Annotated in this window: 20 protein-coding genes; 13 read left to right on the top strand and 7 right to left on the bottom strand. The window is 57.1% G+C overall.

All coding sequences use genetic code 11. From position 1 onward, the window contains the following. Window positions 1–2: 2 nt before the first annotated feature. Complete coding sequence (locus tag FJ145_10115; protein ID MBM4261774.1) at window positions 3–2,288, bottom strand: nitrite/sulfite reductase; 2,286 nt, start codon at window positions 2,286–2,288, stop codon at window positions 3–5. A 79-nt stretch (window positions 2,289–2,367) separates the two neighbouring features. Further along, the gene (locus FJ145_10120; GenBank protein ID MBM4261775.1) at window positions 2,368–2,805 is read right to left on the bottom strand and encodes an Rrf2 family transcriptional regulator; all 438 of its coding nucleotides are present in this window, start codon (window positions 2,803–2,805) and stop codon (window positions 2,368–2,370) included. A gap of 224 nt (window positions 2,806–3,029) precedes the next feature. Between FJ145_10120 and FJ145_10125 the strand changes: the two genes are divergently transcribed. From FJ145_10125 to FJ145_10135, 3 genes are all read left to right on the top strand, one after another. Next, window positions 3,030–4,064: an ABC transporter substrate-binding protein gene (locus FJ145_10125; protein MBM4261776.1), complete on the top strand. Its 1,035-nt coding sequence runs from the start codon at window positions 3,030–3,032 to the stop codon at window positions 4,062–4,064. Between the two features lies 1 nt (window position 4,065). Continuing rightward, window positions 4,066–4,902, top strand: a complete 837-nt coding sequence (locus FJ145_10130) for an alpha/beta hydrolase (GenBank protein ID MBM4261777.1) — start codon at window positions 4,066–4,068, stop codon at window positions 4,900–4,902. An 86-nt stretch (window positions 4,903–4,988) separates the two neighbouring features. Beyond that, window positions 4,989–5,822: an alpha/beta hydrolase gene (locus FJ145_10135; GenBank protein ID MBM4261778.1), complete on the top strand. Its 834-nt coding sequence runs from the start codon at window positions 4,989–4,991 to the stop codon at window positions 5,820–5,822. A gap of 222 nt (window positions 5,823–6,044) precedes the next feature. Here the strand turns inward: FJ145_10135 and FJ145_10140 are convergent, their stop codons facing one another. Then, the gene (locus FJ145_10140; GenBank protein ID MBM4261779.1) at window positions 6,045–7,043 is read right to left on the bottom strand and encodes an extracellular solute-binding protein; all 999 of its coding nucleotides are present in this window, start codon (window positions 7,041–7,043) and stop codon (window positions 6,045–6,047) included. Window positions 7,044–7,377: 334 nt separating this feature from the next. Between FJ145_10140 and FJ145_10145 the strand changes: the two genes are divergently transcribed. The 9 genes from FJ145_10145 to FJ145_10185 all read left to right on the top strand — a co-directional run bounded on the left by FJ145_10145 (window position 7,378) and on the right by FJ145_10185 (window position 14,938). Then, entirely contained in the window at window positions 7,378–7,812 is a 435-nt protein-coding gene (locus FJ145_10145; GenBank protein MBM4261780.1) for a DUF2384 domain-containing protein, read from the top strand. Continuing rightward, complete coding sequence (locus FJ145_10150; protein MBM4261781.1) at window positions 7,812–8,270, top strand: RES domain-containing protein; 459 nt, start codon at window positions 7,812–7,814, stop codon at window positions 8,268–8,270. Before FJ145_10145 ends, FJ145_10150 begins: the two co-directional genes overlap by 1 nt. Before the next feature lie 9 nt (window positions 8,271–8,279). Continuing rightward, a complete protein-coding gene (locus FJ145_10155; GenBank protein ID MBM4261782.1) occupies window positions 8,280–10,205 on the top strand; it encodes a S9 family peptidase in 1,926 nt (641 codons plus the stop codon). An 8-nt stretch (window positions 10,206–10,213) separates the two neighbouring features. Beyond that, a complete protein-coding gene (locus FJ145_10160) occupies window positions 10,214–11,401 on the top strand; it encodes a lanthionine synthetase (protein ID MBM4261783.1) in 1,188 nt (395 codons plus the stop codon). A gap of 259 nt (window positions 11,402–11,660) precedes the next feature. After that, entirely contained in the window at window positions 11,661–12,485 is an 825-nt protein-coding gene (locus FJ145_10165; GenBank protein ID MBM4261784.1) for a sulfite exporter TauE/SafE family protein, read from the top strand. Window positions 12,486–12,528: 43 nt separating this feature from the next. Further along, window positions 12,529–13,221, top strand: a complete 693-nt coding sequence (locus tag FJ145_10170) for an HAD family hydrolase (GenBank protein MBM4261785.1) — start codon at window positions 12,529–12,531, stop codon at window positions 13,219–13,221. A gap of 140 nt (window positions 13,222–13,361) precedes the next feature. Then, a complete protein-coding gene (locus FJ145_10175; GenBank protein MBM4261786.1) occupies window positions 13,362–13,805 on the top strand; it encodes a GNAT family N-acetyltransferase in 444 nt (147 codons plus the stop codon). Between the two features lie 247 nt (window positions 13,806–14,052). Further along, window positions 14,053–14,283: a hypothetical protein gene (locus FJ145_10180; protein MBM4261787.1), complete on the top strand. Its 231-nt coding sequence runs from the start codon at window positions 14,053–14,055 to the stop codon at window positions 14,281–14,283. Then, window positions 14,273–14,938, top strand: a complete 666-nt coding sequence (locus FJ145_10185) for an HAD family hydrolase (protein ID MBM4261788.1) — start codon at window positions 14,273–14,275, stop codon at window positions 14,936–14,938. Before FJ145_10180 ends, FJ145_10185 begins: the two co-directional genes overlap by 11 nt. Window positions 14,939–14,949: 11 nt before the next feature. Here the strand turns inward: FJ145_10185 and FJ145_10190 are convergent, their stop codons facing one another. Continuing rightward, on the bottom strand, window positions 14,950–15,318 hold the full coding sequence (locus FJ145_10190; protein ID MBM4261789.1) for a hypothetical protein: 369 nt from the start codon (window positions 15,316–15,318) through the stop codon (window positions 14,950–14,952). A gap of 89 nt (window positions 15,319–15,407) precedes the next feature. Here FJ145_10190 and FJ145_10195 point away from each other — a divergent pair, with 89 nt between their 5' ends. Then, window positions 15,408–15,896 (top strand): hypothetical protein, encoded by a 489-nt coding sequence (locus FJ145_10195; protein ID MBM4261790.1) that lies wholly within the window; start codon window positions 15,408–15,410, stop codon window positions 15,894–15,896. Window positions 15,897–16,048: 152 nt separating this feature from the next. Here FJ145_10195 and FJ145_10200 read toward each other — a convergent pair whose 3' ends face one another. The 3 genes from FJ145_10200 to FJ145_10210 form a co-directional block, all read right to left on the bottom strand. Then, a complete protein-coding gene (locus FJ145_10200; GenBank protein ID MBM4261791.1) occupies window positions 16,049–16,270 on the bottom strand; it encodes a hypothetical protein in 222 nt (73 codons plus the stop codon). A gap of 9 nt (window positions 16,271–16,279) precedes the next feature. Beyond that, window positions 16,280–16,870 carry a methyltransferase domain-containing protein gene (locus FJ145_10205; GenBank protein ID MBM4261792.1) on the bottom strand — a complete coding sequence of 197 codons (591 nt, stop codon included), beginning with the start codon at window positions 16,868–16,870 and terminating at the stop codon, window positions 16,280–16,282. A 133-nt stretch (window positions 16,871–17,003) separates the two neighbouring features. After that, on the bottom strand, window positions 17,004–18,815 hold the full coding sequence (locus tag FJ145_10210) for a hydantoinase B/oxoprolinase family protein (protein ID MBM4261793.1): 1,812 nt from the start codon (window positions 18,813–18,815) through the stop codon (window positions 17,004–17,006). Window positions 18,816–18,839 lie beyond the last annotated feature (24 nt).

Below are 18,839 nucleotides of genomic sequence, written 5' to 3' on the forward strand. Positions count from 1 at the left end.
CCTCACGCCACCGGCTGCGCCACGGCAATCTCCACCGGACTCTGCACCTTAGCGACCAGTTTATTGTGGCAATCGTGCGCCGCGTCGATAAATAGCTGCGCCTCTTGCAACAGTTGCGTGGCGCGGTCGCCATCAACATTGTCGCCGTTACCCACGAATTCCTTGGCCTTAAAAATATACTCGGCGAACTTGCCGCCGGCGTATTTGTCCCAGAAAAGCTGCGTGCCGTAATAGCGCCGCGTGAACTCGCCGATGATCTGATCCTCATTTTCACCAATCGCCGGATTCTGCGCCTGCACCAAGCCGCGCGCGGCGCGCACCATGGATGCGTACGCTGCCTTGGCCGCCGGTTGGGTGTGGCCGGCGTCGAGCAAGAGCTGCGCTTCGAACAGCTCGCGTTCGCTCGCCGCCAAAGAAAACTCCGCGGCGCTGACGACTTCGCCGGCACATTCGCCGACGCCGATGTCAGCGAGGGTAAACTCGCGCGGGTCGCCCCAGTCGCTGTAGTAAGACCGGTCGACGTCAGGCGATGGAATTTTGGTCAAGTCTTCGAGCAAATCCTTGATCTGTTTCTTGCCGACACGAGCAACGAACGCCTGAAAGCGCTCGCCTTTCTGCCGCGCGCGCACATAGAACTCGGTGATCGACGCCACCGCTTCGGGGATTCTTTTCGACGGCACGGCGCCGATCGGCACGCCGTACTCGCCGGCGTTATCGTGAAATTTGCCGCCCAAGATCACTTGAAAATGCGGCACGGCAAAGCCTTTGATGTTGCGGTTGATGCCATAAAAACCGATGTCCGCGACGTGATGTTGGCCGCAGGAGTTGAAGCAGCCGCTGACTTTGATGCGCAGACTCTTCACCGCCTCGTCGAGCTCCAAGCTCTTCTCGCCCAAGCGCTGGCGCAGCTCGCGCGCCAGACCGCGCGAGGAGGCGATGCCAAGCTTACAAGTGTCCGTGCCGGGGCATGAGGTCACGTCAATGATCGTCGCCGCATCGGCGGCCCCCAGCCCGATCGCTTTGATCGCCTGATAAAATTCCGGCAAGTCCGCCCCGCTCACCCAGCGAAAAAGCAGGTTCTGCTCCACGGTCGTGCGCAGCGTGTCTTTGACAAAGCGGCGCGCAATGTCAGCCAGAGCGCGCAGCTGGTCCGCGCCGGCGTCACCCAACGGCAGGCTCACAGTAGCGGCAACATAACCAGGCTGGCGCTGCCTGTAGACGTTGGTCTTATACCAAGCGTCGAATCCATCTGGCCGCGCGTGGCCGTTCAAACTAATGCCTGCTTTGAGCGGTTGCTCCGATGGCTCGTTTACCGAAGCGAGGAATTCCGTCCAGCGTGGATCGTGCGGCAGCTTCTGCCGCTCCTCGGCAACCAGCTTTTTGAATTCGTCGATGCCCAACTGGGCGACTAAGAATTTAATCCGCGCCCGCGCCCGGTTGCGCTTCTCGCCCAGCCGCGCAAACACGCGCGAGATCGCCTGCATGGTTGGCAGCAACTCCGCTTCGGGCAAGAATTCATCGAACAACTTCGCTTTGTAGGGCACCGAGCCCAAACCGCCGCCGACGTAGAAAGCAAAGCCGCGCTCTTTCCGACCGTCAACCGTGCGCACTTTGGCGATGGCGCCATAGTCGTGCATGGTGACGAGCCCGCAGGGATTTTGCTCGCAGCCCGAGAAAGCGATTTTGACTTTGCGGCCGAAGTCCTGCGTGTCGGGATGCCCCATCAAGAACTTGGAGCAGGCTTTGGCGTAGGGCGTCGTGTCGAAGCTTTCTTCATGGCAGATACCCGCCAGCGGGCAAGCCGTCACGTTGCGCACGACGTTGCCGCAAGCTTCGCGCGTCGTGATGCCGACCGCCGCAAGCCGCCGCATCAGCGCCGGTGTGTCGTCGATGTGCACGTAATGAAATTGAAAATCCTGACGCGTTGTTACGTGCGTCACGCCATCGGCGTATTCTTCGGACAGATCGGCGAGAGTCTCCAGCTGCTCCGGCGTCACGCCGCCAAAGGGAATCTTGATGCGCATCATGCCCGGCGCATCCCACAACGTGTCGGGGCCCTTGATCAAGTCGGCGTTGAGTTTCAGCTTTTGCACGCGCTTGCCGTCATGGCGCTGGCCGTTGTCGTAGCGCTGGCCATAGATGCCGCGGCGCAGGCGCGTCTCGGCGAAGACTTTCTCGTCGATCTTCCCCTGCTTGCGCAGCTCCATCTGCTGCTCGAAAACATCGATCTCGCGGCCCAGCTCCGCGGGGATTTCGTCGCCGAGTTTTTCTTTCCAGCTCGTTGTCATGGCTTTCCTCCATTATTTCACTGCCAGCAGATAAAAATACTATTTTGATTATTTCACTCAGAAATAGGGCAAAAAATTTTTAAATGTAGTACATCAGCGCCGGCTCTTCAGGCTTGCACAGATCGGCCAGGGTGGTTTCCTCCAACACAGTTTCCATCGCGCGCAAGCCGCGCGCCCAAGTGTCGAGCAGCCGGTGCGTCAACAGCGAAGAATAGGAACGGCTTTCTAGCTGCGCTTTCATCTCGAAGTCGGCCGCCGGCCCTTCCAACACGTGAATCACTTCTTTGACAGTAATTGTCTCGGGCGGGCGCGCCAACACGTAGCCCCCCGACGGACCGCGCGCGCCATGCACCAGCTGGCCGCGCTTGAGCAAGACCATAATCTGTCCAAGGTACTGCGGCGGAATATTGCGGTTGACGGCAATCTCTTTGACCTGCACCGCCCGTCGGAGCTTGTAGTTTTCGACAAGCTCGGCGAGCGCCAGCAAACCATAGTGGCCTTTGGAGCTAAGCTTCATGACTATTTGTCTCGGGAGCCCTAACCTAAGTAAATCAATCAGGAATGTCAAGAATAGTTTGAGTCGAATAAATTCCTAGGCTTGCTTGGGTGTTTTTGAGATCTGAGATTTGAAATCGCAGACTCCGAGCATCGGCGTGGATGCGTTGATCTCAAAACGAGGGATTCCCAGTTGCATCGCCAAATTCGTTGCAGCTATAGTCCGAGTCATCGGGGGGACTTTTCATGAAGACCCACATCGCGCCAGTTGTTATCATTGCGTTGCTGACGATCGTTGCGATCGGCGCCGTCGAATGCCGCGCCGGCGCGGCTCCCAGCGAGGTGATCATCTCCCACGCCAGCATGAGCACCTCGGCGATACCGCTGTGGGTCACCCAGCGGCAAAATTTCTTCAACAAGTACGGCGTTCGATCGAAGCTCGTCTGGGTGCGCGGCAACCCGGCGCAGATCGCGACGCTGGTCTCCGGCGATACCCAGATCGCCTATGGCGGCGCGCCCACGGCAATACAAGCCGCGGTCGGCGGCCGCGACATGAAACTGGTCGGCAGCCTCTCCAGCCGCGAAAGCCTCGACCTGGTCGCTCGGCCCAACATCAAAAGCCCGAAGGAAATCGCCGGCAAGCGCTTCGGCGTGCAGAGCGTCGGCGGCGGCGTCTGGAAAACCGCCACCGTCTGGCTGGAGCACTTCGGCATGGACGAAAAGCGCGACAACATTCAGATGATCGTCATCGGTGATGTCACCGTGCTGGCGCAATCCATCGAAGCCGGCCTCATCGATGTCACGGTGGTGCCGCCCTTTTTAAGCCGTCGCTTGGCAGAAAAAGGCTTCACCATCCTCGGTCGCTGCGAGCAAACTAAACTACAATCGGTTGGCATGACCATTCTCGTCGAAGCGCCCTATCTGCAAAAGAACGCCGAGACGTTGCAGGGCGTCATGATGGCCCTCATCGAAGGCATGGCCTTCACCGGTCATCCGCGCAACAAGCCCGCCGTATTGGAGACGCTCGCTAAACAATTTCGTTTGTCCGACCCCGCCGCCGCCGAAGGCGCATATCAAGACGTCACCACACTCGTCCGCCTGGAGGAAGGCCGCAAGCCCTACGTTTCCCTCGAAGCCATGCGCACCCTGCAGCGCTTGCTAGCGTCGGGCAATCCCAAGATCGGCGCGCTCAAAGTCGAGAGCCTGATCGATTCGACGGTCATGAAGCGCATCGACGACAGCGGCTTTTTTGAAAAGATCGCGGCGGAGTACGGCAAGTGAGATGAAGATAGAAACACAACTTTTGAGTTTTCGGACCAGCGACAACGAAACGCTGCACGGTTTGCTGTTTACACCACGGGAGCAGAAATCCGACCTCGCGTTGCTGATGGTCCACGGCGTGGCGATGAATTTTTATCTGCCGCCGCTGGCAACATTCGGACCAGCACTGGCTGAGCAAGGCCATCACTGTTTTGTCATCAACACGCGCGGCCACGATTGGATCAATCGCGCCGGTGATCTGACCGGATTTTGCGGCGCCACCTATGAAAAGTTCGAAGACAGCACGAAAGATTACGACGCGGCGCTCGCAAGACTCAGCCAGCTTGGCTACCGCCGCTTCATTCTCGTTGGCCACAGTCTCGGCTGCGTCAAGTCGCTCATGTACCAAGGCACGCGCCAGCGCAAAGACGTAGTCGGCGTGGTTTCCTGCTCCTGTCCGAAACAGTTCTATTCGGCCCGGGCGGCCGACCAAGCCGATTTCACAGAGGTCATGGCGCAAGCCGAGTCCATGATCGCAAACGGCAAAGGCAAAGAATTTCTCTGGGCCAAGGCGAGCGGCGCGCTGGCGCTGTTTTCAGCGGAAACCTACGTTAATAAATACGGCAAGCACGAACAGAACGACGTGCGCCCCCACGCTGGGCGCTTAGGCTGCCCGCACTTGGCCATCGCCGGCGGCGCGGAGCACAAATACTTTCCCGAGTACGCGGCCGAACTGGCCAAAGCCGGGGGCGCCAGCGCCGCGTTTAAGATCGTTCCAGGTTCGGACCACTTCTACCACGGCCACGAATCGGAGGTGGTAGAAATCATCGCCGCGTGGCTGAAACAAGTCGCCGCCTGAATGCCATAGCTGGCTGCTATTCCTGCTCTCTGGTCATAGTTTCCGTTTGAATTTTCCATCTCAGCGCTCTACCTCTAGGTTTTCCCATGAGCTACACAACCGAAATCTGTACTTTCAGAACTTCTGATCACGAACGCTTGCATGGTGCGCTCCTAACGCCAAAGGAAAAATCGGACCTGGCGTTGATCTTCGTCCACGGCGTGGCGATGAACTTCTACCTGCCGCCCATGTTCACCTTCGGCCAAGATCTCGCGACGCGCGGCTATCATAGCTTCGTTATCAATACCCGCGGCCATGATTGGATTTCGCGAGCCGGCAACCTTACCAAGTTCGGCGGCTCGGCCTATGAGATGTTGGAGGATTGCGTCGCCGATCTCGACGGCGCCATCGATTTTCTCAAGACGCGCGGCTATCACCGCTTCATCTTGATTGGTCACAGTTTAGGCGCGATCAAATCGATCATTTATCAGGGCACCCAACAGCGCAGAGACATCGTCAGCATCGTCTCCTGCTCAGCGCCGAAGCAGTTTTACTCTGAACGGGTCGAGCGCCAGCCGGTCTTTCGCGAGTTGATCGCCCAGGCAGAACGCATGGTCGACGAAGGCAGCGCCGAAGCGCTCATGTCGGTCAACGTCGGCGCCACACCGGGCATCTTCACTGCGCGCACGCACTTGAATAAGTACGGCAAGGACGACCGCAACGACTGCCGGCCGCATGCGAAAAACGTCGGCTGCCCATTGCTGGCCATCGCCGGCGGCGCCGAGCCGCCGTTTTTTCACGAGTACGCCAAGGAAATCGTCGCTGCCGCGGGTGCAGGATCCAAATACGAGTACGTCGGCGGCGCCAACCATTTTTACAATCGTCACACACCGCAAACGGTCAGCGTCATCGCCGCATGGCTCGAACAATTTCCCAAATGATGCTCCGAGGTAGGGGCGCGATTCATCGCGCCGCTGCCGTCCGTCGAAGGCTTGCGCAACGTGCAGCGGTTGTTAAAACTGCGCAACCCTAAAGTCGGCGATGTAAAACTTGAAGAGGTCATCGACAACCGCGTCGCCCGCCGGTTAGGTGAGAGCGGCTTCATCGAAAAGACGTCCGCAGCTCATGGCGCGAGCTTGAAATGACTGACAAGGCACGACCCGTCATTTTCCCAAAAAGATCTGGCGAAACTCGGCGCTAAGTTTTTTGTATTCCTCCGCCGTCGGGTTATCCATAAATATGCTGTTCGCGGTCACTTTGTCCGCGTCCTTGATCGGCGGCAAAATCCCCGGCGACAGGACAAACTCTCCAAGATCGGCCAGGATTTTCTGCCCTTCGGCTGAGCAAAGATAGTCGATGTACAGCCGGGCCGCGTTGGGGTTGGCGGCTTTGCCGCTGAGACCGAGATCGTTGGTGTCGGTCAACACCTTATCCATCAAGACGTAGGCGAGCGGCCCTTTCACCTGGGGCACGTACTGGATGTAAGTGAACCCCAGCGGCGCCTCGCCGCGCACGATGTCGTTCGGCACCGGCGCAAATGATTCTTTGAGCAGCGGCGCTTGCTTGCCCAGCGCTCGGACGTAGTCGAGCCAGCCGTCTCCCATGATTCTTTTCAAACTTACCAGAAACTGCGCCGTGCTGGTGTGGCGCGAGGCATCCGGCATAACGATCTTGCCTTTCCACTTGGGGTTCAACAGATCGTCGAAATTCCTCGGCGCCTCTGCCGGCTTTACCAATTCGGTGTTGTAAAGAAGGCCTATCGGCGTGTGGCGCCATGCCGTCAACAAGCCGTCTTTGTCTCTGAAAGCCGCGGGAAATTTCTCCGCCGACGGCGGCGTAAACTTGGCAAAAACACCGGTCTGCTTGAGCAGCGCTTGCGCGCCATTGATAGCGAAGGTCAAATCAAAGCCCGGCTTGCCCGCCAGCCATTCGGTTTGTGCCCGCTCCACCACGGCCGTCGCGCTGGCGCGCCAGTACTCGACTTTGACGCCATATTTTTTTTCGAAGCCCCGGTGCAGCGGGTCCATGATCTGCGGCAGGATGGTGCCGTAAGCGACGACCTTTCCCTCCTTCTTGGCGGCGTCGACGTTAAGCACCTGCGCTTGCGCCAACCCACCGCCAAGTAGCAGCACCGCCGCAATCAACGGCTTGGACAGTTTCATATTGCACACCTCTTTCGAGCTTGGTTGGCGCCGTTATACCATTTGCACCGACCATCGCATAGCAGCTATTTCTGATCGCCCAATCTATTGCTCGAAGTTGCATCTCGACGCCATAGTCGGGGCCCGCTCAAAGAGACAAGAGATTTTTCAATCTTTCACTATTTCGCCCCCGAGTTGATCGACGAAATCAAGCAGCACGGCAAAGCGCTTGGCATCGAATACTTCGCGCCAAAGAACGCCAAGGACAGCCCGCTGCACCACAGAAAGCCGTTCAAAGTGCCTTCATTGCCTTTTCTGCCATTTGGCACTAGACTCTGTGCCATAGGAGTGATCCATGCTCTCGACAGAACTGCTTGTAGATGCGCTCGGCGGAAGAAAAGTTTTTAAACGTCGCATTTCAACGTTAGAAGATCTGCGAAAAACGGTCAAAGAGGGCCTGCCCTATGCCTCTTTCGAAGCACTGTCCGCGGGACTCGGTCTAGATCGCGATGAAGCCGCCAACGCTCTGCACCTGCCCCATCGCACAATTGCGAGACGCAAGAAACAGCAAAAGTTACGCGCTGACGAGTCTGATCGAGTATTGCGCCTAGCACGAATTAGTGCCCAGGCCACCGAAACCTTCGGAAGCAAGGCGAAAGCCGCTGAATGGTTGCGCCGTCCCAACCGCGCTCTCGGCAACGTCGTTCCTTTGGAATTGCTCGACACAGACATTGGCGTGCGTCAGGTCGAAGAAATCCTCGGGCGTATTGAACACGGCCTCATCAGCTAGTGCAAGTCTGGCGCATCACATCGAGAAAGTACCGCCAGTTCGATGGTGAAGGCGCGCGGCTGTTTAGCGCACGCTGGCATGTTCCAGGCACTGCCATCGTGTACACATCAATGTCGCTTTCACTCGCAGCCTTAGAAGTGTTTGTCCATTTCGACACGGATGTGTCTCCGACAGGTCTAGTCGCCATTCCGGCGGAGATTCCCGAGAAGGTGAAAGTCGAGCACATCGATATCTCGCGCTTACCCAAAAACTGGCGCGCTCATCCCCCGCCACAGGCTTTGAAGCCCATAGGTTCCTTATGGGCTGCCAGAGGCTCATCAGTTGCTCTCTCCGTGCCTTCAGCACTCATTCCATCGGAGCGCAACTACTTACTCAACCCGAAACACAGGGATTTCCAACTGATCCAAATCGGCAAACCCTTGCCCTTTCGCTTCGATTCTCGCATGTGGAAAAATTAGGCACCAAAAATGGCCTCGTTAATCGCACCTTACGGCTCCTGGAAATCACCCATCACCTCCGACCTCGTCGCCAGCAGTGAGATCGGCCTGGAGCAAGTGCGCTTCGGCGGTGAGAATATCTATTGGATCGAGCGCCGCGCGCACGAAGGCGGGCGCAAAGTTATTGTCCAACGCTCTCCTGGCGGTACAACGACCGACATCACTCCTCTTGGATTCAACGCGCGCACGCGCGTGCACGAGTACGGCGGCGGTGACTACGCGGTGTCTAATGGCACAGTAGTTTTTTCAAATTTCAGCGATCAACGGCTTTATATTCACAGAAGCGGGGCCACGCCGGAACCGTTGACGCCAGCAGGCAAATGCCGTTACGCAGACGGTCCGATCGACGCAAAAAGAAACTCTCTCATCTGCGTCCGCGAAGACCACAGCGATGACGGCGAAGCTGTCAACACCATCGTTCGGGTTAGTCTGAACGGCGAAGATGCCGGCACCGTGATCGTTTCGGGAAACGATTTTTATTCTTCACCGCGACTGAGTCCCGACGGTTTGCAACTCGCCTGGTTCACTTGGAATCATCCTAACATGCCGTGGGACGGCACCGAGCTTTGGCTCGGAAAACTAGACGACGCCGGCAATGTCGTCGAACGAACACAAATTGCCGGGGGCATTCGTGAATCGATCTTTCAGCCCGAATGGTCGCCTAATGGCACGCTCTATTTCATCTCGGATAAAAGCGGTTGGTGGAATCTTTATCGCTGGCGTGACGGTCGCGTTGAAGCGCTATGCCCGATGGAAGCCGAGTTTGGCCAACCTCACTGGACCTTTGGCACGAGTCTCTACGGCTTCGCTTCTCCAAGCGAGATCATCTGCACCTATGCCAAGAACGGACGCGACTACCTCGCGACGTTGAATAACGATAACGGCAAGCTAACCAACATTGATCTACCCTTCTCGGTAATCTCGCAGGTCCGCGTCAGCGGCAATCGAGTTTTGTTTATCGGCGCGTCCGCAACCAAAGCGAGCGCGATCGTTTCTCTGGATTTATCGACGAAACAGACGACCATCTTGCGCCGCTCGCGAGAAAATTCGGTCGACGCCGGCTACATCTCCGCAGCCCAAGCCATCGAATTTACCACGGAAGGCGGCCTAACGGCACACGCCTACTTCTATCCGCCAAAGAATCGCCACTACACCGCGCCAGCCGACGATAAACCACCCCTCGTCGTCATCAGCCACGGTGGTCCAACTTCCTCCAGCTCAGCGTCTTTGAAGTATTCCATCCAATATTGGACCAGCCGTGGCGTCGCCGTGCTCGACGTGAACTATGGCGGCAGCTCGGGTTACGGCCGCGCCTACCGCGAGCGGTTGAACGGCAAGTGGGGTATCGTCGACGTCGACGACTGCGCCAACGGCGCGCGCTATCTCGCCGAGCGAGGTTTAGTCGATGGCAATCGCATGGCCATCCGCGGCGGCAGCGCCGGCGGCTACACGACGCTCTGTGCATTGACGTTTCGGGACGCATTCAAAGCCGGCGCGAGCCTGTACGGCATCAGCGACCTGGAAGCGCTTGCGAAAGACACGCATAAGTTCGAATCACGCTACTTGGACAATCTCATCGGTCCCTACCCCGCGCGCCGCGATCTCTATATGGAGCGCTCGCCGATCCATTTCACCGACCAATTGAACTGCCCGATGATCATCTTTCAAGGTCTGGAAGACAAAGTCGTCCCGCCCAATCAAGCCGAGAAAATGGTCGAAGCGGTACGCGCTAAGAAATTGCCCGTCGCCTATCTCACCTTCGAAGGCGAACAACACGGCTTTCGCAAAGCCGAGAACATCAAACGTGTGCTAGAAGCAGAGCTCTACTTCTATTCGAAAGTGTTCGGATTCGAGCTGGCGGAACCGGTCGAGGTCGTCGAGATTGAGAATCTGTAAAGTTTGCGATGTACGAGCACGCCAGACACGAACCGCTCGTCGAGCAACAGTGGGACGAGAGTCGAGCGCGTGACGCTATCGAACAAATAGTTCGCGACGCCGACGCACGCTTCCATTCGCATCGTCTTTGGCCCGCCCACCCGCTAGACCGACCACACGCCGATCGCCCGTTCAAAATGCTTTACTTCGGCGCCGCAGGCGTCATCTGGGCGCTGGATTATCTACACCGGGTTGGTGCGACAAATGCGACAAGAGACTACTCAAGCACGCTCGCTCAACTAGCCACGGAGAACCGAGCCGACTTGAATCTTTCCGAGCCAGACGCGTTCTCCTACTTGATGGGCGATGTCGGAATTCAGCTTATGCAGTGGCGTCTAAGATCGAGCGACGACCTCGCGGACGCGATCTTTCGCTCGATCGAATTGAACGTCGCGAATCCAGCCAGAGAGTTCATGTGGGGCACGCCGGGCACCATGTTGGCCGCACTGTTCATGCATGGCTTCACCGGCCAAGATCGCTGGAAAGAACTCTACGTTAAGAACGTCGGACAACTCCTCAGTGAGCTGGTCAAAGTACAGGGCATCGACTGCTACACTTGGACGCAGGACCTTTACGGCCAAACCAGCCTCTACCTTGGCGCCGTTCACGGCTTCGCAGCGAATATTTTCTCGATCATCAAAGGCCGCGAGCTGCTCGATGCGGAAACGGTTTCGCTCGTAGCACAATTGGCCGCCGACACGCTTGCGCGAACCGCAACTGCTGACGACACTTGCGCCAATTGGCCGCCTGACGTACGCGGTGGCGGACTTCTTGTGCAGCACTGCCACGGCGCTCCCGGCATGATCACCTGTCTTGCCGCAGTGCCGGCTGGCACCAATCAGGATTTTGATCGATTGCTTACCAACGGCGGCGAGCTCATTTGGAAAGCGAGCCCGTTATCCAAAGGTTCGAACCTCTGCCACGGCACCGCTGGCAACGGTTACGCGTTTCTCAAACTCCATCAACGCACGGGCGAATCATTTTGGCTCGCACGCGCCCGCGCGTTCGCGATGCACGCGATCGGGCAGTGGGAGCGTCATACCAGACAGTACGGACACATGAGATATTCCTTGTGGACGGGTGATCTGGGTTTGGCTGTTTATTTGTGGGACTGCATTCACGGAAATGCGAGCTTTCCGACAATGGATGTTTTCTAGAATCACATGCCCTCACCCCTACCCTCTCCCATCGGAATGGGCGAGGGGGTCTGAAACTCGGTGAACAAGTCCGAGTCCTCTCGGCTGCGAAAGCGGGAAAGGGCGGAGGGTGAGGGCAAGAATCTATTGTCGGTCCAAGCTGAAGTGCGATTCCCAATGGTACTAACACCACCAGAATCCATCGTCACCACACGGCTCATTCTACGCAAGCCTCGCCTATCCGACGCCGACTACATCTTCGACAACTACGCGGGAAGGGATTTTGCGGCGCTACATCATTCACCCGAATGCTTCGCCTGAGCCTCGTGAGGTTCTTGTCTACGCCAGCCACCAATCTTCCAGAAGAGACCGCACTTTGATCGACTGGCTCGGATATCTTGTCTTGGCCGCGACCGCCTTTTGCGCTTCGTCGATCGGGGCCATTGCCGGCTCGGGCAGCACGGCGATCCTGTTGCCTGTGCTCTCGGTCTTTGTCGGAGTGCGCGAAGCGCTGCCGATCTTGACGATCGCCAACCTCGCCTCAAATCTGGGTCGCGTCTGGTTCAACCGCAAGGAAATTTCGCTCCCGGTGGTTGGCTGGTTTTCCCTTGGCTCAATCCCGCTCGCGCTGGCAGGGAGCTGGCTTTTCGTCGTAACGCCTCCGGTCGTATTGATGCGTATCTTGGGCGGATTTCTGCTCGTGATCGTGATCTGGCACCGTCTCAGGCCGCTCCCGCCAAAATTCGAATCCGCCAAACTGTTTGCTCCGCTAGGCGCCGTGTTCGGCCTCTTGAACGGACTGCTCGAAGGCGTCGGCCCGTTGATGGCGCCGTTTTTTCTCGCCTTTGGATTGATACGAGGCTCTTATATCGGCACCGACGCATTGGCTACAACTGTAATGCAAATCGCCAAGCTCGGCGTCCTCGGCGGCGCCAACGTCATTGGCGAAACGACGCTGCTTATCGGACTAATCCTTGTGCCGTTTATGCTCGCCGGCGCGTTTGCCGGTAAGAAGGTTCTCGACCGCGTGTCAGAGAGACTGTTCGTCACAATCATTGACGTCACCCTGCTCATCGCTGCCGTGAATTTCTTGTTCGTCAGATGATACTTTGCGGACGGAGCCGACAAACTGATAGACTGTAGTCCAAATGACGATTAACGCCGTCATATTTGACCTCTTCGGCACCATCGTCGACGGCTTCGCCGCAGCGTCCGCCGGCTACCAGGAACAATTTGCCGCAGCTCTCGGCATTCCGAACGACGAACTTTCACAACGCTGGCGCCAGCTCACCGACCGGCGCACGTTAGGTGAATTCCAAACCGTTGAGGAAAGCATCGAACAGGTGTGTGGCCTGCTTGGCGCAACGATAACGGCGGAACAGATGATGAAGGCCGTTGAAGTCCGTCTAAGACTGACCCGCGCCGCGTTAACACCAAAGGCGGATGCGATCGGCACGTTCAAGAACTTAAGGGCGAACGGCCTCAAGATCGGCCTGCTCAGCAACTGCTCGATAGAGATCCCCATCGTGTGGCCGGAGACGGTGTTCGCCGCTTGGTTCGACTCGACCGTTTTTTCAGCCCGCGAGCGGATCAAGAAACCCGCCCGGGAGATTTATCATATCGCGTGCAATCGTCTGGACGTCGCCCCTGGAGATTGCCTCTACGTCGCCGACGGCGAAAACTTTGAGCTTGCGGCGGCAAAAGAAGTCGGCATGCAGCCGGTGCTGATCAAGTCATCCGAATCGCACAGCGAAGTGCGCCGCGAGGCGCGGGAGTGGCAGGGGCCGGTCATTTCTACGTTGGCACAGGTGATTGGGTACACGAACTCTCACAAGGTTTAGCCCATGGGTATGACGACAGCGGTCAGGAAAAGAGCGCAGCGCTTAGAAGCGGACGTTAAATCCGTAGACCGCAACATTCGGTTCATCACTCCCGAGTTTTTGAAGACGTTCACTTTGGAGTAACTGGCGCGCCCATTTCAATGATCGAACAGTTGCGCTCGCCATCAAATCTCGACTGGCTCCGTTTGCGCCAGGCACTCTGGCCGCATTGCTCGGGCGCCGAACATGAAACCGAAATGGCTCGCTTTGTCGCGGAACCCGAGAGATACGCCCAGTTCATTTTCTACACAGACAATCGGCAAGCCGTTGGTTTCGTCGAGGCGTCGATTCGATCCGATTATGTAAACGGAACCGAATCCTCACCCGTAGCGTTCTTAGAGGGCCTGTACGTCGTCCCGAAGCACCGGTCTCAAGGCGTGGCTAGACGCCTGGTTGGAACTGTTGCCGAGTGGGCTAAATCGCGCGGATGTTCAGAACTAGCCTCCGATGTACTCTTCGACAACGAAGTGAGCCATGCCGTCCACAAGGCGCTCGGTTTCGAGGAAACCGAGCGGGTAGTCTTCTATCGGAAACACCTCAGTTAAAACGATGTGAATGTAAAACTCTAAACAGCAACTAAGCCTGGCCCAAACTCAACACTGCGGCGATGACTGAGAATACAATTGTTCTCGATGCCATGGGTGTGATCTATGCATCGTCCGACGACGTAGCGGAGCTCCTGGTTCCATTTGTCATCAAGGCCGGCGGCATTAAAGACCTTGAAGAAATTGCACGTCAGTATACCTTGGCGAGTCTTGGTAAACAGGATGCCGAGATGCCGTCCTATGCGTCATGCGAGTGTTCACTCGGCTCAATGAGCAAAGTCGCAAACGCTGGGCCGAACTTATCTCGGACTACGGTTCCACCCGCGATGTCATGGCAGTAACTGCTCGTCCGCGGGGCGGTGACGATTCGGAGCTTATCCTGACTTCTATTGTAAGCGGTGTGCGAACAGAAACCGCTCTCATCCGTATGCAGAACCACGGCAACTGGTCGAGTTTTTGGAACGTCAATGAATTCTAAGGACACCAATCACAACAGATCCATATTTTTCGACCTCGACGGCACGCTGACCGATCCGCGCGAGGGGATCGTGCGTTGCATCGCGCACGCACTGGAGCAGCTCGGTCGGAAGAGTCCAGCAGAACACGTATTGGAGCGCTACATCGGCCCGCCGCTATACGAGAGCTTCGCCGCGCTCCTCGACACCAAAGAACTTGGCCTTGTCAACCGTGCGGTGGAGCTATACCGGGAGCGATTCGCACTGAAAGGAATGTACGAGAACACGTTATATTCTGGCATCATCGATGCCCTGAATGATTTACAGCAGCAAAAGGCGCAGCTGTACGTCGTGACATCCAAACCGACGGTTTTCGCCGTGCCGATCGTCGAGCATTTCGGATTGCAGCAATTCTTCCAGCAAGTCTATGGCAGCGAGCTTGACGGCACACGGGTCAACAAGACGGAATTAATCTCGTGGGTACTCGAGAAAGAGAGGATTCCCCCGAGCAACGCCGTCATGGTCGGCGACCGGGAGCACGACATCAAAGGTGCGCTCGCAAACGGCGTCCGGCCGATTGGCGTGCTGTGGGGTTACGGCTCGCGGGAAGAACTGCTACGGGCCGGAGCGGTGAAACTGGTGACAACTCCAGTTTCACTCGCAATGCACATCGCGTAACTTTTCTTTCGTCAGGCTGCAGTGATCTTGTGGATCAAATCTCCCAATGTTCGCACCGCATGTTCAATCTTCTCCGACCAAGGCTGGCCACAACCTATTATGACAAAATTCTTGTAGCGCTGCTTAGCAGAGAAAATCGGACCGGGGGCGATGCTGATCTTGGCCTGGCGCGCTCTGCGATGAAGATCGAGTGAATCCACCAAGCGCGGCAGCTCGACCCGGAGAACATAACCTCCTTGGGGCCGAGTCACTTTGGTTCCCGCGGGAAAGTAGCGGCCAATCGCATGGCTCATCTGCTGCACTTGCGTCATCAAGGCACGACGAAGTTTTCTCAAATAGCGATCGTAGCCGCCGCTCCGTAAAAATTCAGCAACCGCCATCTGCGGCGCGCAATTCCACGACCAAAGAAAGATTCATTCCCGTAGAACCGTGGACAGGCACCGAATGGAACGGCAACCGAGAGCTAAAGATGCCCAAGGTCGATGAAACCTATCGGCATCGAAACGCCACCTATCACATCAAGGGGCCGATCGAATGGAAGCACTTGGCGACAGGTGAACTCGTCACCGCATATGAACGGATCAATCCCGGTGCGGACGGCGTCAAGCATCAGATCTTCACCATCAACGAAGACAAGAACGGCCTGGGCCGGCTCTTCGACGGCCGGCCGCATCGCGACACCAGGACATCCTCGGGCGGGCTAAAGTTTCCCCTCGGTCTTTGGCGTGAGGGGGAGACGCGAACGTTCCATTACAGAGTCTGGGATTCATCCAAAGAAACCGGACGGACCGAGACTCTCACGATCCAAAAGATCGATTTCGTCTATCAAAACGATCCCCAATGCTTGGAGTTTGGCTGGTCCGTGAGTGAACAAATTCGCAGCAAAACAGTGACCCATGAGCGGCAAACCTATACTTATTGCCCCGGCAAAAGCATGATCAATCAAATTCGCCACTGAGACGGATGATCAGCAACCAGCAGCACATTATTTGGGACTGGAACGGGTAGCGCACCGCTATCACTCGCATCGGCGGCTGGAACAGAGCGGCAGACCGGTTATCGACTCCCTAAGCGAACAGCTTCTCGAAACACAAATCATTTCTGCTTTTTCTACGCTTTAATTCCCGACGCGACTAGCGCCGGCATTGGCAAATGCACGACATCGCCTTTTTGGTATTTCGCCAATTCCGCACGCATGGCGTTGCGGATTTTATCGAGCACTACTGGCTTTTGCGCGCGCAGTAGTCCAGCTGTGCGCACCGTGCAGTCTTTCATGACAGCAAATAAGCCGTCGCCTGCGGGTAAGCGCCAGGTCTGTTTAACCTTCGTCACCGTCGGCGATTAAAACCCAGCCGCTAACAAGCCGGTCTTGCATTCTTCTGGGTCGCTGTAGAAAAAGAAAGGCGGCCCCTCGGGGAGTTCAACGCGCGGCTCGCCGAACTGTTCCACCGCGCGCAGCACGATGCCAAACCCGATAGTTTCCTCAGGCGGGCACCAGACAGAAAACGCGAAACGACCGCCGCCGCGCACCACGCGATGTGCCTCCGCCAACGCTTTCTCGGGTTGGCCCAGGTGAAGTATACCGAAATTCATCACCGCTGCGTCGAACAAACCATTGCCGAAAGGCAAATCTTCAGCGTCGCCCTCGCGACAATCTACGCCCGCATGTAACTTCTGCGCCTGCTCTATCATGGCCGCCGAAAAATCCACGCCCGCTACCAGCGCTTGACGCTTTGCGGCGGCGGCTGCGACGTAACCTGGACCGCTGGCAATGTCGAGCAATTTCATGCCCTTCTTCAATTTCACCGCGTCTAACAATGGTTCGATAGCTTGAGACGTCAAGCTGCCGAAGGCAGCGTGGTAGCCCGCAGGAATTTCCTCCCAACCATGATGTTCAAAAGCCCGAAACTGTTTTTCCGGTTCAAGAATCATAAAGCGCGTTTCTTTACTCACTTTCTAACTTGACGGTTTCAACCAGTTAAGCACAGGTGTTGACCGATTTCGAATCGGCTTGACGCTTGCGTGGGTTTTCTCTAACACTACCCCGAAACGGGGGAGTGAATATTCATTCTCCACGCGCAAGCGTAATCTCATGGATCGTATCACTCTTGATTTTTTCGGCTCGCAGCACACCGGTCGCAGCAAGATCGATTTCAAATTGCCGTCGGCCTTTCTGTTTTACGACGACACCATATTCGCTGCGCGCCGTTTCGAGCGAGACATAGCCGGAGCGCACGTCTGCTAAAACTTTCTTCGGATCGCGCTCCAACGGATTCCAAAATCCGCCGCCGCCGCCGACTTCAACCAAGAAACCCTCACCCGCATCGAGCATGACGATGCCCGGCGTCTTACCGGTCTTCATGGTTTCCGTCGAACCATCATTCCGCACCACCGTGAAGCGATTGGCCAGCGCCGGCTTGCCACCGTGCAAGCCCCACGGCGGACAGAGCGCTCGCTCCATCGCCGACAGCACGCTGCCGCGCGAGATCAAGCGCACCTCTTGAGCCACGCCCAGGCCGCCGCGAAATTTTCCTGGCCCGCCCGAGTCTTGGCGTAGTGTACGATGCACCACGAAGATCGGCGCTTTGCCTTCGCCGGCTTCCACCGGCGTATTGTGTGTGTCGCCGTCGTTGATACAAAACGTCGCGTTCTGGCCATCGCGATCGTGCAGCGCGCCCCAACCACCGCCGGAAAGCAGTGGCGGGAAATGAAACGACCGGCCAGTTTTCGGATCGAGACCAAAGGTACGCATGGCGGCAAGATCAGCATGATGCCCCGCCAGCACGTTGTCGGGGCAAGCCTGTGACAGTGCTTTGAAGATCGTGTCCGCTACCGTCATTGGCACAGTCATCCAAGTGCGCACCGGCGCGGGCTTCATGGCGCTGACAACTCTGCCAGGCGGAAGAATAATCTTCAGAGGTTGAAACGAACCTTCGTTAATCGGTAACAACAACGGCGTCGTTAGAAATTTAAACGCCACTTCCGACGCCGAGCGTCCCGCCGTCGCGCCGGAATTGTACGGCCCCGCGACCTGAGGACTCACACCGCTCAAGTCGACGGTCATTTCCTCGCCCCGCACCTCGACGCGGACTTTGATCGGGATATGCTTGCCGATATTGACGCCGTCGTCGTCCATGAACGACTCGGCTTCGTAGCTGCCATCGGGAATCTTTGCCACCGCCGCGCGCGCGAGCTTCTCGCTTTGATCGAAGATCAGTTTGATGCTCTCTTTGAAGGTCTCGGCGCCGTAGCGCTCGATCAAGTGCGTCACGCGCCGCTCGCCGGTGCGGATCGCCGCGATCTGGGCGCGGAAGTCGCCCATGGCGAGATGGGGCAGCCGGCAGTTGTTGCCAATAATCGCGGTGATCTCTTGGTCCTGCTCACCGCCTTTGAATATTTTCACGAAGGGCATCTGCAACCCTTCGGAGAAAAGATCGCGCGTCACCGCGCCGAGGACGCCGCCGACGTCCTGCCAGTGGCCCATGGACGACGAGAACGCGATGAGCTCGCCGTCGTGAAAGATCGGCAGCGAGAAAATCATATGGTTCAAATGGCTGCCCATCACCTGCGGATCGTTGGTGAGCAGAATATCGCCGGGGTGAATATTCTCTTTGCCCCAGTGCCTGAGCTTAGCCTTGATGGCGTCAGACAAGCCGCGAATGAACATCGGCAGGCCGAGGCCTATCGAAATCGTGTTGCCGTCGGCGTCGAACAGCCCGACGGTGAAATCCTCCGCCTCGTAGATGATCATGTTATAGGCGGTGCGCATGAGATTGGACTTCATCTCATCAGTGATCGCCACCACCGAGCTGCGAATCACCTCCGCGGTGAACGGGTCCACCGCGCTACGCGCGGGATTAGAAATTCCAGATTCCATATTCCAGATTTTCCTTCCCCACTC

The organism is Deltaproteobacteria bacterium, from assembly GCA_016874755.1.
In the GTDB taxonomy this organism is placed as follows: domain Bacteria; phylum Desulfobacterota; class Binatia; order UBA9968; family UBA9968; genus DP-20.

What these genes read in the sequence shown, in the direction of transcription:
- FJ145_10115 (MBM4261774.1), bottom strand. Translation starts at nt 2,288, where the DNA reads ATGACAACGAGCTGGAAAGAAAAACTCGGCGACGAAATCCCCGCGGAG.
- FJ145_10120 (MBM4261775.1), bottom strand. Translation starts at nt 2,805, where the DNA reads ATGAAGCTTAGCTCCAAAGGCCACTATGGTTTGCTGGCGCTCGCCGAG.
- FJ145_10125 (MBM4261776.1), top strand. Translation starts at nt 3,030, where the DNA reads ATGAAGACCCACATCGCGCCAGTTGTTATCATTGCGTTGCTGACGATC.
- FJ145_10130 (MBM4261777.1), top strand. Translation starts at nt 4,066, where the DNA reads ATGAAGATAGAAACACAACTTTTGAGTTTTCGGACCAGCGACAACGAA.
- FJ145_10135 (MBM4261778.1), top strand. Translation starts at nt 4,989, where the DNA reads ATGAGCTACACAACCGAAATCTGTACTTTCAGAACTTCTGATCACGAA.
- FJ145_10140 (MBM4261779.1), bottom strand. Translation starts at nt 7,043, where the DNA reads ATGAAACTGTCCAAGCCGTTGATTGCGGCGGTGCTGCTACTTGGCGGT.
- FJ145_10145 (MBM4261780.1), top strand. Translation starts at nt 7,378, where the DNA reads ATGCTCTCGACAGAACTGCTTGTAGATGCGCTCGGCGGAAGAAAAGTT.
- FJ145_10155 (MBM4261782.1), top strand. Translation starts at nt 8,280, where the DNA reads ATGGCCTCGTTAATCGCACCTTACGGCTCCTGGAAATCACCCATCACC.
- FJ145_10160 (MBM4261783.1), top strand. Translation starts at nt 10,214, where the DNA reads ATGTACGAGCACGCCAGACACGAACCGCTCGTCGAGCAACAGTGGGAC.
- FJ145_10170 (MBM4261785.1), top strand. Translation starts at nt 12,529, where the DNA reads ATGACGATTAACGCCGTCATATTTGACCTCTTCGGCACCATCGTCGAC.
- FJ145_10175 (MBM4261786.1), top strand. Translation starts at nt 13,362, where the DNA reads ATGATCGAACAGTTGCGCTCGCCATCAAATCTCGACTGGCTCCGTTTG.
- FJ145_10180 (MBM4261787.1), top strand. Translation starts at nt 14,053, where the DNA reads ATGCGAGTGTTCACTCGGCTCAATGAGCAAAGTCGCAAACGCTGGGCC.
- FJ145_10185 (MBM4261788.1), top strand. Translation starts at nt 14,273, where the DNA reads ATGAATTCTAAGGACACCAATCACAACAGATCCATATTTTTCGACCTC.
- FJ145_10190 (MBM4261789.1), bottom strand. Translation starts at nt 15,318, where the DNA reads ATGGCGGTTGCTGAATTTTTACGGAGCGGCGGCTACGATCGCTATTTG.
- FJ145_10195 (MBM4261790.1), top strand. Translation starts at nt 15,408, where the DNA reads ATGCCCAAGGTCGATGAAACCTATCGGCATCGAAACGCCACCTATCAC.
- FJ145_10205 (MBM4261792.1), bottom strand. Translation starts at nt 16,870, where the DNA reads ATGATTCTTGAACCGGAAAAACAGTTTCGGGCTTTTGAACATCATGGT.
- FJ145_10210 (MBM4261793.1), bottom strand. Translation starts at nt 18,815, where the DNA reads ATGGAATCTGGAATTTCTAATCCCGCGCGTAGCGCGGTGGACCCGTTC.